The 14,628-nt window shown below is 69.2% G+C and carries 18 protein-coding genes; 3 read left to right on the top strand and 15 right to left on the bottom strand.

Annotated features, from left to right (window positions below; translation table 11 throughout):
• Positions 1–110: 110 nt before the first annotated feature.
• The 4 genes from lgt to trpC all read right to left on the bottom strand — a co-directional run bounded on the left by lgt (position 111) and on the right by trpC (position 3,925).
• Positions 111–974: a prolipoprotein diacylglyceryl transferase gene (gene lgt / locus ACHAA3_RS12005; protein ID WP_435709254.1), complete on the bottom strand. Its 864-nt coding sequence runs from the start codon at positions 972–974 to the stop codon at positions 111–113.
• A gap of 2 nt (positions 975–976) precedes the next feature.
• Entirely contained in the window at positions 977–1,783 is an 807-nt protein-coding gene (trpA, locus tag ACHAA3_RS12000) for a tryptophan synthase subunit alpha (protein WP_435709439.1), read from the bottom strand.
• Positions 1,784–1,812: 29 nt separating this feature from the next.
• Positions 1,813–3,051: a tryptophan synthase subunit beta gene (gene trpB / locus ACHAA3_RS11995; RefSeq protein ID WP_435709253.1), complete on the bottom strand. Its 1,239-nt coding sequence runs from the start codon at positions 3,049–3,051 to the stop codon at positions 1,813–1,815.
• 67 nt (positions 3,052–3,118) lie between these two features.
• Complete coding sequence (trpC, locus tag ACHAA3_RS11990; protein WP_435709252.1) at positions 3,119–3,925, bottom strand: indole-3-glycerol phosphate synthase TrpC; 807 nt, start codon at positions 3,923–3,925, stop codon at positions 3,119–3,121.
• Between the two features lie 104 nt (positions 3,926–4,029).
• On the opposite strand from trpC, the gene ACHAA3_RS11985 reads away from it, so the two are divergent.
• From ACHAA3_RS11985 to ACHAA3_RS11975, 3 genes are all read left to right on the top strand, one after another.
• Complete coding sequence (locus ACHAA3_RS11985; protein WP_435709251.1) at positions 4,030–4,362, top strand: hypothetical protein; 333 nt, start codon at positions 4,030–4,032, stop codon at positions 4,360–4,362.
• Positions 4,363–4,380: 18 nt separating this feature from the next.
• Positions 4,381–5,235: a hypothetical protein gene (locus tag ACHAA3_RS11980; RefSeq protein ID WP_435709250.1), complete on the top strand. Its 855-nt coding sequence runs from the start codon at positions 4,381–4,383 to the stop codon at positions 5,233–5,235.
• A 92-nt stretch (positions 5,236–5,327) separates the two neighbouring features.
• Positions 5,328–5,747: a DUF4190 domain-containing protein gene (locus tag ACHAA3_RS11975; protein ID WP_435709249.1), complete on the top strand. Its 420-nt coding sequence runs from the start codon at positions 5,328–5,330 to the stop codon at positions 5,745–5,747.
• A gap of 18 nt (positions 5,748–5,765) precedes the next feature.
• On the opposite strand, the gene ACHAA3_RS11970 is transcribed toward ACHAA3_RS11975, so the two are convergent.
• From ACHAA3_RS11970 to ACHAA3_RS11920, 11 genes are read right to left on the bottom strand one after another with little or no spacing between them, the layout of a single operon-like run.
• The gene (locus tag ACHAA3_RS11970) at positions 5,766–6,194 is read right to left on the bottom strand and encodes a DUF2752 domain-containing protein (protein WP_435709248.1); all 429 of its coding nucleotides are present in this window, start codon (positions 6,192–6,194) and stop codon (positions 5,766–5,768) included.
• A gap of 41 nt (positions 6,195–6,235) precedes the next feature.
• On the bottom strand, positions 6,236–6,901 hold the full coding sequence (locus ACHAA3_RS11965) for an RDD family protein (RefSeq protein WP_435709247.1): 666 nt from the start codon (positions 6,899–6,901) through the stop codon (positions 6,236–6,238).
• A gap of 33 nt (positions 6,902–6,934) precedes the next feature.
• Positions 6,935–7,129 carry an HGxxPAAW family protein gene (locus tag ACHAA3_RS11960; RefSeq protein ID WP_435709246.1) on the bottom strand — a complete coding sequence of 65 codons (195 nt, stop codon included), beginning with the start codon at positions 7,127–7,129 and terminating at the stop codon, positions 6,935–6,937.
• 9 nt (positions 7,130–7,138) lie between these two features.
• A complete protein-coding gene (locus tag ACHAA3_RS11955) occupies positions 7,139–7,741 on the bottom strand; it encodes a Trp biosynthesis-associated membrane protein (protein ID WP_435709245.1) in 603 nt (200 codons plus the stop codon).
• Positions 7,738–8,079, bottom strand: coding sequence for a phosphoribosyl-AMP cyclohydrolase (hisI, locus tag ACHAA3_RS11950; protein WP_435709244.1), 342 nt, complete (start codon positions 8,077–8,079; stop codon positions 7,738–7,740). The genes ACHAA3_RS11955 and hisI overlap by 4 nt, the downstream gene beginning before the upstream one ends.
• A gap of 26 nt (positions 8,080–8,105) precedes the next feature.
• Complete coding sequence (locus ACHAA3_RS11945; RefSeq protein ID WP_435709243.1) at positions 8,106–9,911, bottom strand: ABC transporter ATP-binding protein; 1,806 nt, start codon at positions 9,909–9,911, stop codon at positions 8,106–8,108.
• Positions 9,908–11,803, bottom strand: a complete 1,896-nt coding sequence (locus ACHAA3_RS11940) for an ABC transporter ATP-binding protein (protein WP_435709242.1) — start codon at positions 11,801–11,803, stop codon at positions 9,908–9,910. Before ACHAA3_RS11940 ends, ACHAA3_RS11945 begins: the two co-directional genes overlap by 4 nt.
• The gene (gene hisF / locus ACHAA3_RS11935) at positions 11,793–12,569 is read right to left on the bottom strand and encodes an imidazole glycerol phosphate synthase subunit HisF (protein ID WP_435709241.1); all 777 of its coding nucleotides are present in this window, start codon (positions 12,567–12,569) and stop codon (positions 11,793–11,795) included. The genes ACHAA3_RS11940 and hisF overlap by 11 nt, the downstream gene beginning before the upstream one ends.
• 25 nt (positions 12,570–12,594) lie before the next feature.
• Entirely contained in the window at positions 12,595–13,119 is a 525-nt protein-coding gene (locus tag ACHAA3_RS11930; protein WP_435709240.1) for a DUF1707 SHOCT-like domain-containing protein, read from the bottom strand.
• A gap of 4 nt (positions 13,120–13,123) precedes the next feature.
• Complete coding sequence (gene priA, locus ACHAA3_RS11925; protein ID WP_435709239.1) at positions 13,124–13,849, bottom strand: bifunctional 1-(5-phosphoribosyl)-5-((5-phosphoribosylamino)methylideneamino)imidazole-4-carboxamide isomerase/phosphoribosylanthranilate isomerase PriA; 726 nt, start codon at positions 13,847–13,849, stop codon at positions 13,124–13,126.
• Between the two features lie 21 nt (positions 13,850–13,870).
• Entirely contained in the window at positions 13,871–14,593 is a 723-nt protein-coding gene (locus tag ACHAA3_RS11920) for a GAP family protein (protein WP_435709238.1), read from the bottom strand.
• Between the last annotated feature and the right edge of the window lie 35 nt (positions 14,594–14,628).

The raw sequence follows: 14,628 nt of genomic DNA, 5'->3' as shown, positions 1-14,628 counted from the left end.
CGGGTGAGCGAGTGCTCGAAACCGGGGACGACATTGGCCTCGGACAGCGTGATGAGTTTACACAGATCTGCGGTGATGGGCCTGCCGCCGTGCGCATGCACCCGGCCCTGTCATTCGGTCGAGGATCCACCGTCCACGGGGGTGGGCTCGTCGAGACGGGTGCGGCGGCGGGTTCGCAGGTAGTAGATGAGCGCCAGCACGAACACGACGACCGAGGTCCACACGTTGACGCGGAACGGCCCGATCTCGTTGGCCGTGTCGATGCGCAGGAGCTCGATCCAGAAGCGACCGGCGGTGTAGAGCATGACGTACAGCGCGAAGGCGCGGCCGGCGGTGAACGAGTAGCGACGATCGAGCGCGATCAGCAGCGCCGCGGCGGCCAGGTTCCACAGCAGCTCGTACAAGAAAGTGGGGTGGAAGGTCGCGAACTGCTCGAAGCCGGTCGGCCGGTTGACCGGGTCGATCTCCAGCGCCCACGGCAGGTCGGTGGGCTGACCGAACAGCTCCTGGTTGAAGTAGTTGCCCAGACGGCCCACGGCCTGGGCCACCAGCAGCCCCGGGGCCAGGGAATCGGCGAGCATCGAGTAGGACGCGTTGTATCGACGGCATGCGATGTAGGCGCCCAGAGCGCCACCCATCACAGCGCCCCAGATGCCGAGGCCGCCCTGCCAGACGTACAGCACGTCGACCACGCTGCGCCCTTCGCCGAAGTACAGCTCGGGGTCGGTGATCACGTGGTAGATGCGGGCGCCCACGATGCCGAAGGGGATGGCCCAGATGGCGATGTCGCCGACCACACCCGGTTTGCCTCCGCGGGCCACGAAGCGCTTCTCCGTGATCCAGATGGCCAGCAGCGCACCGATGATGATGCCCAGCGCGTACGCCCGCAGCGGGACGGGGCCGATCTCCCACACGCCGGTGGACGGGCTGGGGATCGAGGTCGACACGCTGTGCAGGGAGCCTTGCAAGGTCACGATCAGGTCCTCTCGACGCCAGCGCGCAGGTCTTCGGTGAGTGTACGGATCGCCGTGATGCCGGCGGCTGCGTCCGGCGCGTCGAGCAGCGTGCGGACCAGGGCCGAGCCCACGATCACGGCATCGGCGAACTGGGCGATCTCGTGCGCCTGGGCGCCGTTGCTGACGCCGAGCCCCACACCGATCGGCTTGTCGGTGACCTCGCGGGCGCGGGCCACCAGCTCGGGCGCGAGCGAGCTGGTCTGCTCGCGTGCACCCGTCACACCCATGACGGCCGTGGCGTACACGAACCCGCTCGCGGCCTCGGTGGTCATGGCCAGACGTTCAGGCGTCGACGACGGAGCGATCAGGAACGTCCGATCCAGCCGGTGCTCGTGCGACGCGGCGATCCACTCGCCCGCCTCGTCGGGGGTGAGATCCGGAGTGATCAGGCCCGACCCGCCTGCGGCAGCGAGGTCACCGGCGAACCGGTCGACGCCGTACCGCTCCACCGGGTTCCAGTACGTCATGACCACGGTCGGCACGTGGGCCGCCGAGGCGCGCACGACGTCGAACACGTCGGTGGTGCGGAAGCCGGCGGCGATCGCGGTCTCCACCGCGACCTGCACGGTGGGACCGTCCATGACCGGGTCGCTGTAGGGCAGACCGACCTCGACCAGGTCCACTCCCCCGGCGATCATCGCCTCGATCGCGTCGATCGAGCCCTGCTTGGTCGGGAACCCGGCCGGCAGGTAACCGACCAGGGCGGCCCGGTTCTCCGCCCGGGTGCGTTCGAACAGCTCGTCGATCCGGGACGTCGACCCGCTCATCTCTTGATGGATCACTGGCTGACGCTCGTTCACTCCTCGACACCTTCGGTGAGGACGACCGGGCCGTCGAGCAGGCCGAAATACTCCGCGGCGGTGTGCACGTCCTTGTCGCCGCGACCGGACAGATTGACCAAGATGGTCGAATCCGGACCGAGCTCCTTGGCCAGCTCCAGCGCTCCGTGCAGCGCGTGGGCCGACTCGATCGCCGGGATGATCCCCTCCGTCTTGCACAACAGGTCGAATGCCGTCATCGTCTGGGCGTCGGTGGCCGGTCGGTAGGTGGCTCGGCCGATGTCCGCGAGATGGGAGTGCTCAGGACCCACTCCCGGGTAGTCGAGGCCGGCCGAGATCGAGTGCGACTCCATCGTCTGCCCGTCCTCGTCCTGCAGCAGGAAGGACCGTGCCCCGTGCAGCACACCGACGTCGCCACCACTGATGGTGGCCGCATGCCGCCCGGTCTCGACACCGTCGCCGCCGGCCTCGATGCCGACCAACCGCACGTCGGCGTCGTCGATGAAGGCCGTGAACAGCCCGATCGCGTTCGAGCCACCGCCCACGCAGGCGACAGCAGCGTCGGGCAGGGCACCGAACTGCTCGAGGCACTGGCGGCGGGCCTCGTCGCCGATGCCGCGCGTCAGGTCGCGCACCATCGAGGGAAACGGATGCGGACCAGCGGCGGTGCCGAACAGGTAGGAGGTGGTGTCGACGCTGGAGACCCAGTCGCGCAGCGCCTCGTTGATGGCGTCCTTGAGGGTGCGGCTGCCGGTGGTGACCGACACGACCTCGGCACCGAGCATCTGCATGCGGGCGACGTTGAGCGCCTGGCGCTCGGTGTCCACCTCGCCCATGTACACCGTGCAGTCCAGGTCGAGGTAGGCACAGGCCGTGGCCGAGGCGACGCCGTGCTGACCTGCACCGGTCTCAGCGATGGCACGCGGCTTGCCGATGCGCTTGGCCAGCAGCGCCTGACCGATCACGTTGCGGATCTTGTGCGCCCCGGTGTGATTGAGATCTTCTCGCTTAAGCAGGATGCGCGCACCCGCGACCTCGGAGAACCGGGTGGCGTCGTACAGGGGGCTCGGGACGTTCGCGTACTCGCGCATCATCCGGTCGAGCTCGGCCATGAAGACCGGATCTGCCCTGGCCTCGGTCCAGGCGTGATCGAGCTCGTCGAGCGGAGCGATCAGCGCCTCGGGCATGAAGCGACCGCCGAAGCGGCCGAAGTGCCCGGAGGCATCGGGCTGGGCGTAGTGCGGCTGTGCAGTCATGCGGTGTCCTCGATCAGGGTGGATGTGCGGGGCGCTCGCGACACCGAAGACCCGGCGACGCGAGCGATCACCACCGGTGTTGCAGAGCCGGGTGGGCGCCAGCGGCGACGAGGTCGGCCACCGATGCGCGCGGATCGTCGCCGCGCACGAGCGTTTCACCGACCAGCACGACGTGGGCGCCACACTTGGCGTACTCGATGACGTCGTGCGGACCACGGATGCCCGACTCGGCCACCCGCACGACATGATCGGGAATCAGCGGGGCCAACGTCTCGAAGGTGTTGCGATGGACTTCGAGGGTCTTGAGATTGCGAGCATTGACGCCGATGATCTCTGCACCGGCATCAAGGGCCCGTCGCACCTCGTCGGCGTCGTGCACCTCGACCAAGGGAGTCAGTCCCATCGAGCGGGCTCGCTCTATCAGGCTCTCGAGCGCCAGCTGGTCCAGCGCTGCCACGATCAGCAGGGCCATGTCCGCCCCGGCGGCTCGCGCCTCCCACAGCTGGTAGGAGGTGGTGATGAAGTCCTTGCGCAGCACGGGCACGTCGACGACGGCTCGCACGGCGCGCAGGTCGTCGAGCGTGCCGTTGAACCGGCGCTGCTCGGTGAGGACACTGATCGTGGCCGCGCCGCCAGCAGCGTAGTCCGCCGCCAATCCCGCGGGGTCTTTGATGGTGGCCAGCTGGCCCCTGCTGGGACTGGACCGCTTGACCTCGGCGATGACCGAGATGCCGTCGGCGCGGTACGCCGGCAGCGGATCGAGCGCCGGATGCTGCCGTGCAGCCTGTGCCTTGAGGTCGTCGAGGCTGGTGGCAGCCATGCGCACCTCGAGGTCTTCGGCCGCTCCGGCGAGGATCTCGTCGAGCACTGACATCGATTCTCCCTCGGGCCGCGTGAAGCGTGGTCGTGTCTCTAGCGTAGACCCGCTCGTGCGGCAGGTGTCCCGGGGCCTGCAGACCACCGTCCTATGCTCGGCTCATGACGACCGACGACCCGCCCGAGGACGCCGGGCGGCCACACGGTGAGCCGCACGCCGGAGATCCGTCGTCTCCCCACCCGTCCGCTGCACTGAACCAGCGGGCCGTGCTGAGTGTGGGCCTGGGAGTCGTCGCCTTCGTCCTGCTGGTGATCGAACCCTTCGGATCGCTCGTGCTCAGCATGCCGGCGGTCACCACCGGCACGCACGCTCGGCGCGAGATCCTCGCGTCCGGCGGCACGCAACGGGGGGCCGACCTGGCCGGGGCCGGCCTGGCCATCGGTGGCGCGACCCTCCTGCTGGCTGTGGTTGCAGTCTTCCTCGATCTGCTCTGATCGCGTTAGATTGTCCGCATGTCAGCCAACGAACCACCGCCGTACCCCGGCGACGACTCCGCCAACAACCCGCCTCCCCACGCCCCTCCACCTGCTGGCCCGCCGTCAGATCAGGGTCTGCCCGACTACGGCTCGGCCCCGCCGCCCCCGGCCTACGGCTCGGGTCCAGGCGCCATGCCGCCACCACCGCCCGGCGGCCCGATCGTGGGCTATGAGGCACCGGCCGCCTTCGGCTACGGCTGGAAGGCGTTCAAGGCCAATGCCGGCCAGCTGGTGCTGACCACCGTGCTGATCTTCGCCGTGGCCATCGTGCTGTCGCTCATCACCGAGGCCGTCGCGCCCTCCCCGGACTTCGTCGGTGCCGATGGCGGCTTCGCATTCGAGGGCGGTGAGCTGCTGCTCTCCTTCGTGGCGCAGACCATCCTCGGCGCCGTGGTGCTCCTGCCGACGGCTGCCATGATCCGCGGGTGCCTCGACATCTGTGAGGGAAGGAAGTTCTCGCTCGGCGATGCCTTCAGCCGGATCTCTCCGGTGCCGATCATCATCACCGGCATCATCGTCAGCCTGCTGACCTCCATCGGATTCGTGCTGCTCGTCCTGCCCGGGATCATCGTCTCGATCTTCTCGTTCTTCGCGATCTACTTCGTGGTCGACCGGGACGAATCGCCGATCAAGGCCATCGGGTCGAGCTTCGCGATGGTCGGATCGAACTTCGGCTCTGCTCTGCTCAGCGGCCTGCTGGCCTTCCTGATCCTGATCGCCGGAACCCTCGCGCTGGTGGTCGGACTCCTCGTCGCCATACCGATCACGGTCGTGGCAGGGGCCTACGCCTTCAAGAGCTTCAGCGGCCAGCCGGTCGCCGAGGTCGCCTGAACTCGCTGGACCAAACTGCCTGTTCTGAACCCCCGCGGCTGGTCGTGACCGCCTGAAGCAGTGCGGTCCGACCAGGCGCTAGGGTTCTGGCCATGTCCGCGAACGAGCCTCCCGAGTATCCCGACTACGGATCCACCCCGGGACAGGGAGGCACACCACCCCCGCCTCCACCGGACCACCTGCCACCGACGGGCGGTTACGGCCCGCCGTCGATGCCCCCGCCTGGCGCTCCGGGCGGTTATGGCGCCTACGGTCCAGTGCCGCAGACCTCCCAGAAGGCCACCTGGTCGATGATCCTGGGCATCTTGAGCCTGCTGTGCTGCGGCCTGCTCGGCATCGCCTCGATCATCATGGGCCAGCAGGCCAAGGGCGAGATCGCCTCGTCCAACGGACACCTGACCGGATCGGGGCAGGCGCAGGCGGGCTTCATCCTCGGCATCGTCGCACTGTCCCTGACCGCCCTGGCCATCGTGTTCTACGTCGTGGTGCTCGGGTTCGCGTTCAGCGCCTGACGCTCACACTTCTGATGTTCAGGGGGCCAGGGCTGCGCCGAACGGCAGGTTGCGCACCACGCCGAACACCACCAGCACGGCCAGCGCCGCGTAGCCCCAGCGCGCACTCAGCGCAAGCATGGGGCCCGGCCGACCACGCGCGCGGCGAACGGTCCACGCGAGCCACGCGACAGCGAGTCCGGCGACCAGCCCCACCGCGATCACGTTGCTGCTGACGGCAGCAGCCAGATCGCCGTGGGTGAGGTCGTTGACGGCCCGCAATCCGCCGCAGCCAGGGCACGGGATGCCGGTCAGGATCAGCGACGGACAGAATCCATAGCTTCCTGAGTCGTGCGGATCATGCAGACGGAGCAAGGCGAACAGGCCTGCCCCGGCCGCAGCGACGGCTGCGGGGTCACGCCACGTGGACCACCGCGACATCGGCTCGTTCGCGACGGCAGAACTCATCGGGCGGGACTCATCAGGTGGGGCTCATCAGGTGGGGCTCATCAGGCCCGCACCACCACGGAGCTGATCACCTTGTCGTGCACGGACTGGCTCTTGTCGTCCCACAGGGGGAAGAGGCCATCGACCAGGACGTAGACGAACCCGGCGAACGGAATGGCGCCGGGCACGATCACCTGCATGGCCCACCGGCCCAGTGCTGAGGCCGCGCCGATCGGACCACCGTGGTTCAGCGACACCACCTTGATGCCCAGGAGCTTCTTGCCGATGCTCTGCGTCCTGCGGCCCTGACGGAAGATCTTGTTCCAGATGTCGAAGGCGAAGCCGGCCAGGAACCCCAGGACGGCCACGAGGATCCCGAGTCCGTTGACGCCCGTGAGCTCGTCGGTCACGGGGTCGACGTCGGAGTCGACGAAGGCCCAGATGAGTCCAGCAGCCACGGGGACGGCGATGATCAGCGTCGTCAGGAGGCCGTCGATCAGGTAAGCACCCAGCCGCGACCCCCAGCTGGCGTACGCGCCCGGGTTGGGAGGACCGGACTGCATGGGGTGGTTCGAGATCGGTCCTTCGTAGGCAGGCGCAGACGCCTCGCCTGGAGGAGGGTTGTACCCCGGCGGAGGCGTCTGCTGGCCGGGCGACTGCTGGGGCGTCGGCTGCTCACCGGGATCGGGCTCACCGGGATACCGGGGGTACTGGGGTCCGTCGGTCACGAGGTCTCCGTCAGCTCAGTGGTCGTCGTCGGCTCAGTGGTCGTCGTCGCCGGCGCCCATGCCGGCTGCTGACATCAACAGTCCGACCGGACCTGCGATCGCGGCGATGACGCAGCCGATCGTGAAGACGATCCAGTTCGGGTTCGGGATGAGGGCGATGCCACCGATGGTGGTGCCGGCGAGGGCGAGAAGGACAGCCGTCCAGGCGGCAGGCGAGGATCCGTGCATGTCCGCAGCCTACTCGGTGGGATCGCGGCCCTCGTCCAGCGCCTTCCAGATGTCTGCCTCGGTCTTCGGCCGGGTCGGCGCGGCGCCGGTCGGCGCTTCGTACCGCCGACTCATCGCGGACCACCGATGGCCCATCGCCACGGTCACGACACCGAGCGCCACGGCGATCGCGAAGGCCGCTGCGGCGACGACCGGCCACAGCACCGACTGGCTGAACGGCGGCACGTCCCCGCCGGTGAAGGCCGGCGACTGCTCGACGGCATCGGCGAAGGCGCGGTCGATGGAGCCGCCGCCGGTGATCACGACCCACAGGCCTCCAGCAGCCGCGAGCACCGTGATGATGCCGACGCCTCGACGCATGCGGCCACCTGTGGCCAGCACCGCCAGCGCTGCCGTGACCACGACGAGTGCCAGGGCACCCATCAGGGGCAGCGCCTGCGAACCGGTGATCTCGATGGTGTCGCTCGGCAGACCGTCGGAGGCCACGGTGGCGTTCGCCCACTGACGCGACGAGGCGAGGAAGGCCATTCCGCCGGCGGCGAGCAGACCGAGCACGGTCGGCGCGTACCAGCGGCGAGCCCTGTTCTCATCGGTCGTGGCGTCCCCCGTCACAGCAGTCGGTCCGCGTCGAAGCAGGTGTGCTCACCGGTGTGGCACGCCGGACCGATCTGGTCGACGAGCACCAGCAGGGTGTCGCCGTCGCAGTCGAGACGGACCTCACGCACGTGCTGGGTGTGGCCGGACGTCTCACCCTTGACCCAGTACTCGCCGCGACTGCGACTCCAGTACGTGCCGCGGCCGGTGGTGAGGGTGCGGTGCAGCGCCTCGTCGTCCATCCAGCCGAGCATCAGGACGTCTCGACTGGTGGCGTCCTGCACGACGGCCGGGACCAGACCGGCGTCATTACGGGTCAGCCGGGCGGAGACCGCGGGATCGAGGGACGTACGCATGACTCCATGGTCCCAGCCGTCGTGCATCACGACGACAGGGAGGCCTGGGCGACCCAGCTCGCGTGCAGCCGCGCGTAGACGCCGCCGGCCTCGACGAGCTCGGCGTGGCTGCCGTCCTCGACCAGTCTCCCGCTGTCGAAGACCAGCACACGGTCGGCATTCTCGGCCGTGGACAGGCGGTGCGCGATGGTGACGCTGGTGCGGCCGTCCAGCAGACGCTCCAACGCACGGGTCGCCCGCAGCTCAGTCTGCGGATCGACCGCGCTGGTGGCCTCGTCGAGCACCAGCAGGTCCGGATCGGCCAGGGCCGAGCGAACGAGGGCGACCAGCTGGCGCTCCCCCGCCGACAACGACTCGCCGCGTTGACCGACGCGGGTGTCCAGTCCCTGCGGCAGCGTGCGGTACCAGTCGCGCAGCGCGAGCTCGTCGATGACACCGAGCAGGTCGGCGTCGGTGGCCTCGGCGCGACCGTAGACCAGGTTCTGGCGCAACGTGTCGTCGAACAAGAAGCCCTCCTGCGGCACCATCAGCACGTGCCGGCGCAGCTCGGCGAACGCGACCTGCGAGATGTCCACCTTACCGAGGCGGACGGCGCCGTCGCGTGGGTCCATCAGCCGGGTCAGCAGCTTGGCGAAGGTGGTCTTGCCCGATCCGGTCTCCCCCACCACCGCGACCCGTTGACGGGCAGGGATGTCGACGCGGACGTCGCGCAGCACGTCGGGACCGTGGGGGTAGGCGAACGAGACGTGGTCGAACGTGGCACCGAGGGCACCGTCCGGCAGGTCGCGGCCGTTCTCGCCCGGATCGATCACGTCGGCCGGGGTGTCGACCAGGTCCATCACCCGGCGCCACGAGGCGATCGCGTTCTGTGCCTCGGTCAGCACCTGGGTGGCGTTCTGGGTGGGACCCACGACCAGGCTGACCAGGAACGCGAAGGCGATCACGGTGCCGATCGACAGACCACCCGCGACACCGATCACGACGCCCGCGGCGATGACTCCGGCATTGGCGAGGCCCCCGGAGATGCCGGCCGAGGCGAAGGTGACGGCCACCAGCTTCTGGGCCTGTGTGTTGGCGTCGAGGTTGCCCGTGATGCCGCCGTCGACCCGCTCCTGGGTGCGCTGCTCGATGGCGTGCGACCGGACCACCGAGGCACCGACGACCGGTTCGGCGATGACCGCGAGCATCTCGCCGACGGTGCGGCGCACGATGTCGTAGGCGGCGCTGAGTCGCTTGGCGAAGTAGCGCAGGCTGAATACCAGCGGCAGGAAGCAGAACCACACGACGAGGGTCAGCTGCCAGGAGTAGAACAGCATGACGATCGTGGCGACCACGATCTGGCCGAGGCTGATCACGATCATGATGCCGGTCATCTGCAGGAACAGCGAGACCTGGTCGATGTCGGAGGTCACTCGCGAGACGAGCACGCCACGTCGCTCGGAGTTCTGGGTCAGCATGGACAGGTCGTGCACGTGGCGGAAGGCAGTGATGCGCAACTCACCCAAGCCGTTCTCGCTGGCCACGAACAGACGTACGCGCATGAAGTAGGCAGCGACCGCGGTGACCAGCACCAGTCCGAGGGCGATGAGCAGGGCCGGGGCGATGTTCGACAGCTCGACCCCGCCCGCACTGCCGTCGCTCAGGCCGGAGTCGATGGTGCGCTGCACCACGATGGGCACCGCGGTGCCGCCGACGGTGCTCAGCAGGGCCAGCACGATCGTGAACCAGAGACCGTCCTTGACCCCCAGCGACATGTCGAGTCCGCGCTTGATGACCGACAGACCGGTGGCACGCGAGGACTCGATCTCGGGCAGGTCCTCCTGGACACTCATGGTGAAGCCTCCCGGGCCTGGTCGTAGGCGTTGACGATGTCGCGGTACGCCTCGCTTCGCTCGACCAGCTCGTGGTGGGTGCCCTGCTGCACGACGCGACCGCCCTCGAACAGGACGACGTCGTCAGCCAGCGCGATGGTGGCCTTGCGGTAGGCCACCACGAGGACCGTGGGGCCGGAGCCACCGGAGGTCTGACGGGCCAGCGCCTTGAGGATGCGCTGCTCGACCTCGGGGTCGACCGCACTGGTGGCGTCGTCGAGCACCAGGAGGCGCGGCCGACGCACCAGGGCACGCGCGAGCGCCAGCCGTTGGCGCTGTCCCCCGGACAGCGTGGTGCCGCGCTCGCCGATCTGGGTGTCCAGACCCGCGCTGAGTGCGGCGACGAAGCCGTCGGCCTGCACCGTGCGCAGGGCGTCCCACACGTCGTCGTCAGAGACGTCGCGGCCCAGCGTGACGTTCTCGCGCACGGAGTCGTCGAACAGGAACGTCGACTGGGGCACCACCGCGACCGCTTCGGCCAGCTCGGAGTGACCGAGCTCGGGCAGGGCGACGTCGTCGAGCCAGATGGTCCCGCGCGTCGGGTCCATGAGGCGCACCAGCAGCGACGTGATGGTGCTCTTTCCGCTGCCGGTGGAGCCGACCACGGCGGTCACGCTGCCGGCCGGCACCGTCAGGTCCAGATCGCACAGGACGTCGGTCTGCGCGTCGTCGAACCGGAACGACACGTCCTCGATGCGCAGGCGAGCCGCCCCGTCGCCGGGAAGATCGGCCGAGCCGTACTGCATGGAACCGGATGCCTCGAGCACGCTGCGCACCCGCTCCCACCCGACCACGCTGCGGGGCAGCTCACCGAGCACCCAGCCGATGGCACGCACCGGGAAGGCCACCACGGTGAACAGGTAGGCGACCTGCACGACGTCGCCGGGTTCGGCCGCACCGCTCGCCACCCGACCGACCCCGAGCACGATGACCAGCAGGATGCCGAGGTTGGGCAGCACCTCCAGGAGCGGGTCGAACACGCTGCGGATGCGGCCGACCGCGATGTTGGCGTCGCGCAGCTCGCGGGTGCGGACGGCGAAGCGCTCGGTCTCGTCGGACTCACGTCCCAGCGACTTGACCACGGTGGCGCCGTCGAAGGACTCGTGCGCGACAGCACTGAGGTCGCCTCGCAGCGCCTGCGCGTGGGCCACCCGGGGTGACAGCCAGCGCTGGTAGAACACGTTGATCACGAACAGGGCCGGGAACACGATCAGGCCGACGATCGTGAGCACCAGATCGGCGGCGATCATCGCCACCAGGGCAGCGGCGAGCATCGCGATGACACCGACGGCCATCGGCAACGGCATGAACACCGCCCACGCGGCCTCGACGTCGGCGTTGGCGTTGGACAGCAGCTGGCCGGTGGGGTGGCGGTGGTGCCACGACATGGGCAGCTGCAGGTACTTGCGGGTGACGAGCCGACGGTGCGACGCGACCAGGCGGTAGTACACGAGTCCGCCGATCAGGCGGCGGGCGACCACACCGATGGCGCGCAGGACGGCCACGCCGATGAACAGGCCGGCCGACGCCCACAGAGCACCCTGCAGGACCTCGCCGCGCTCGAAGGACGGGCGGATCACGTTGTCGGTGGCCCAGCCGAGGACCCAGGCGTCAGCGACCGTCATGGCACCGAACAGCACGCTGCCGAGTGCAGAGATGGCGAACAGGAACTTCTGCTCGCGGATCCCCCGACCGAGCAGCGTCATGCCACGTCGGGTCATGTGTGAGGAGTCGGCGGTGCCGAGCGATCCGTCGGTCTCCTCGGGTTCGCTCCCCTGGCTGTCCCGCGCAGTGTCGTCGCGCACCCCGTCGTCGTGCAGGGTGTCCTCGCGTGCGGTGGCGCTATCGGACATCGTGTCCAGCAGTTCTCAAGGCGTCCTTCACCTGTCCGATTGTCATGTCTCCGAAGTGGAACACGCTTGCGGCGAGCACGGCGTCAGCTCCCGCGTCGACCGCGGCAGCGAAGTGCTCGAGCCTGCCCGCTCCGCCGCTCGCGATGAGCGGCACTTGTACAACGTCACGGACCGCCTGAATCATTTCCAGATCGAAGCCATTTCTCGTGCCGTCCGCGTCCATCGAGTTCAGCAGGATCTCGCCGGCGCCCAGCTCGGCGGCACGACGGGCCCATTCGACGGCGTCGATGCCCGCGGACTGGCGCCCTCCGTGGGTGGTCACCTCGAAGCCACTGGGCTGGACGCCGTCACCGGACGTCGGGGCGCGACGGGCGTCGACACTCAGGACCAGCACCTGGCTGCCGAAGCGGTGCGCGATCTCGGCGATCACCTCGGGTCGGGCGATGGCGGCGGTGTTGATGCCGACCTTGTCGGCGCCGGCGCGCAGCAGCCGGTCGACGTCCTCGGGCGTGCGCACTCCCCCGCCCACCGTGAGCGGGATGAACACCTGGTCGGCGGTGCGGCTGACCACGTCGTACGTCGTGGCGCGTGATCCCGACGACGCGGTGATGTCGAGGAAGGTCAGCTCGTCGGCACCCTCGGCGTCGTAGACCGTGGCCATCTCGACCGGATCACCTGCATCGCGCAGATCGACGAAGTTGACGCCCTTGACGACACGCCCGGCGTCGACGTCGAGACAGGGGATGACACGCACGGCAAGACTCACCTGCCGAGCCTACCGACGCGGCCCGCTACTCCTCGAGTCGCTTGCGCTCCTGCGCCTTCTGCACCAGCTTCTCCTCGTGGTCCTCGATGCGGGACTCGGCGTTCATGCGCATGGAGAACCACCCGATGCCGACCCCGATCATCGGGAAGATCGGCCAGAAGAAGTACGGCCCGCCGCCAGCGATGCTGGTGGCGCCCCACACCGCCACCGTCGTCGCCGACACGAAGATCCACCCGGTGCGTGCGTCGCGCAGGTCGCGTCGATACGTCGACACCGCCTGGTCGTGCAGGTCATCACGGGGACGGCGCTGTGGCGCCCTGCCGACCGGGACGAGATCGCCCAAGACCGGGACCACGTCACCGAGCACACGGATGGCGAGGGCCGCGTCGGTGCGCTCGTCGTACTCGTCACGACTCAGACGTCCGTCGGCGAACGCCTCGCGCAGCACCTCCAGCGCGAGATCGCGGTCAGCGTCACTGGCGCGCATCGCGGTGGTCGCGACCGCGCGCGGATCCGCCGAGAACCGTTCCCACGCGGCTCCGGCAGACATGCGATCAGGCCTCGGACACCGCTGACAGGGCCTGTGGCAGCGTGAAGGCTCCGGCGTACAGCGCCTTGCCGACGATCGCGCCCTCGACCCCGACATCGGTGAGGGTGGAGATGGCACGCAGGTCATCGAGACTGGAGACGCCACCGGAGGCCACCACGGGCTTGTCGGTGCGCTCGCAGACCTGACGCAGCAGATCGAGGTTGGGTCCGGTGAGCGTGCCGTCCTTGGTGACGTCGGTGACGACGTAGCGCTCGCAGCCGTCGCGCTCGAGTCGCTCAAGCACCTCGAACAGGTCGCCACCCTCCTGCGTCCAGCCGCGGGCGGCCAGCGTCGTGCCGCGCACGTCGAGGCCGACGGCGATGCGGTCGCCGAACTCGCCGACGACCTTGGCGCACCACTCGGGGTTCTCCAGGGCCGCGGTGCCCAGGTTGACCCGGCGGCAGCCGGTCGCCAGCGCTGCCTCCAACGACGCGTCGTCGCGGATGCCTCCCGACAGCTCCACCTGGGTGTCGAGTCGACCGATCACGTCGGCGAGGAGCTCGCGGTTGGAGCCCTTGCCGAAGGCGGCGTCGAGGTCGACGAGGTGGATCCACTCCGCTCCGTCACTCTGCCACTGCAGCGCGGCGTCGAGGGGAGATCCGTAGGCGGTCTCGCTGCCGAGCTCGCCCTGGACCAGGCGCACGGCCTGGCCCTCGGCGACGTCGACGGCGGGGAGGAGTTCGAGAGTCACGACGACGAGCGTACCGAGGACTCAGCCCAGCAGGCCCAGACGGGTGACGGCATCGGCTGCCAGGAAGAACCCGGCGATCCCGATGACCCACCAGATGGCGCCGCCGACGCGATCACCGATCCACCCGGCGACCCGTTCGAGCAGGGCGTCGGCCCGAGAGCGCAGGGCGAGGCGGGCTGCCAGGAGCGCCAGCGCCGGGACGATCATGGTGAGGTTGTAGGCCCCGAGGATCCCGATCTGCGCGGCGAGCGGCACACCGCTGGCGCCGATCAGCGCCAGCGCTCCCAGGTACGGCAGCATGCTGGCCGCCTCGATCAGCCCGGCGACCAGGGCCACGCCCGCGACGGTCGCGACCCGGCCGTCCCCGGTCACGATCGTGTCGACCCAGCGCTGGGCGCGCGACGGACGACCGGACTCGGCACGCTCTCGCGCGGCCGCCTTGGCCCACGGGGTGTCGGGCCAGAAGCTGCCGACCAGCAGCCCAAGCCCGACGACCACCTGGGCCCAGTCCAGCGCCCGGCTGCCGTCCAGTGAGGACACCGCCGAGGCGACCGTGTCGCCCACCAGCAGGATCACGACGCCCAGGGCGAGGTAGAACGTCGCGAGCGTGGCCAGGTAGATCAGCACCCGGTCGGCACGCACGCGCGGGTGAACGAGCATCAACAACGGCAGCACGAGGGTGCCGATGCTCGTGCTGTCGATCAACGCGAGTCCGGCCAGGGCGAGGAGCACCGTCGTCGTCATGACATCTTTTTAACACATCTGTGCGAAAATGGAGA

Origin of the sequence: Aeromicrobium sp. CF3.5 (assembly GCF_051262695.1) — a bacterium.
Lineage (GTDB): Bacteria > Actinomycetota > Actinomycetes > Propionibacteriales > Nocardioidaceae > Aeromicrobium.
Note: the sequence above shows the minus strand (reverse complement) of the source record. Positions and strands in the feature narration are given on the sequence as shown.

Excerpts from the sequence above, each read along its gene's own strand:
- trpB (WP_435709253.1), bottom strand. The coding sequence starts at position 3,051 with ATGACTGCACAGCCGCACTACGCCCAGCCCGATGCCTCCGGGCACTTC.
- trpC (WP_435709252.1), bottom strand. The coding sequence starts at position 3,925 with ATGTCAGTGCTCGACGAGATCCTCGCCGGAGCGGCCGAAGACCTCGAG.
- ACHAA3_RS11945 (WP_435709243.1), bottom strand. The coding sequence starts at position 9,911 with ATGAGTGTCCAGGAGGACCTGCCCGAGATCGAGTCCTCGCGTGCCACC.
- ACHAA3_RS11970 (WP_435709248.1), bottom strand. The coding sequence starts at position 6,194 with ATGAGTTCTGCCGTCGCGAACGAGCCGATGTCGCGGTGGTCCACGTGG.
- ACHAA3_RS11960 (WP_435709246.1), bottom strand. The coding sequence starts at position 7,129 with ATGCACGGATCCTCGCCTGCCGCCTGGACGGCTGTCCTTCTCGCCCTC.
- ACHAA3_RS11940 (WP_435709242.1), bottom strand. The coding sequence starts at position 11,803 with ATGTCCGATAGCGCCACCGCACGCGAGGACACCCTGCACGACGACGGG.
- ACHAA3_RS11920 (WP_435709238.1), bottom strand. The coding sequence starts at position 14,593 with ATGACGACGACGGTGCTCCTCGCCCTGGCCGGACTCGCGTTGATCGAC.
- ACHAA3_RS11980 (WP_435709250.1), top strand. The coding sequence starts at position 4,381 with ATGTCAGCCAACGAACCACCGCCGTACCCCGGCGACGACTCCGCCAAC.
- ACHAA3_RS11975 (WP_435709249.1), top strand. The coding sequence starts at position 5,328 with ATGTCCGCGAACGAGCCTCCCGAGTATCCCGACTACGGATCCACCCCG.
- hisI (WP_435709244.1), bottom strand. The coding sequence starts at position 8,079 with ATGCGTACGTCCCTCGATCCCGCGGTCTCCGCCCGGCTGACCCGTAAT.
- ACHAA3_RS11985 (WP_435709251.1), top strand. The coding sequence starts at position 4,030 with ATGACGACCGACGACCCGCCCGAGGACGCCGGGCGGCCACACGGTGAG.
- ACHAA3_RS11930 (WP_435709240.1), bottom strand. The coding sequence starts at position 13,119 with ATGTCTGCCGGAGCCGCGTGGGAACGGTTCTCGGCGGATCCGCGCGCG.
- trpA (WP_435709439.1), bottom strand. The coding sequence starts at position 1,783 with ATGAGCGGGTCGACGTCCCGGATCGACGAGCTGTTCGAACGCACCCGG.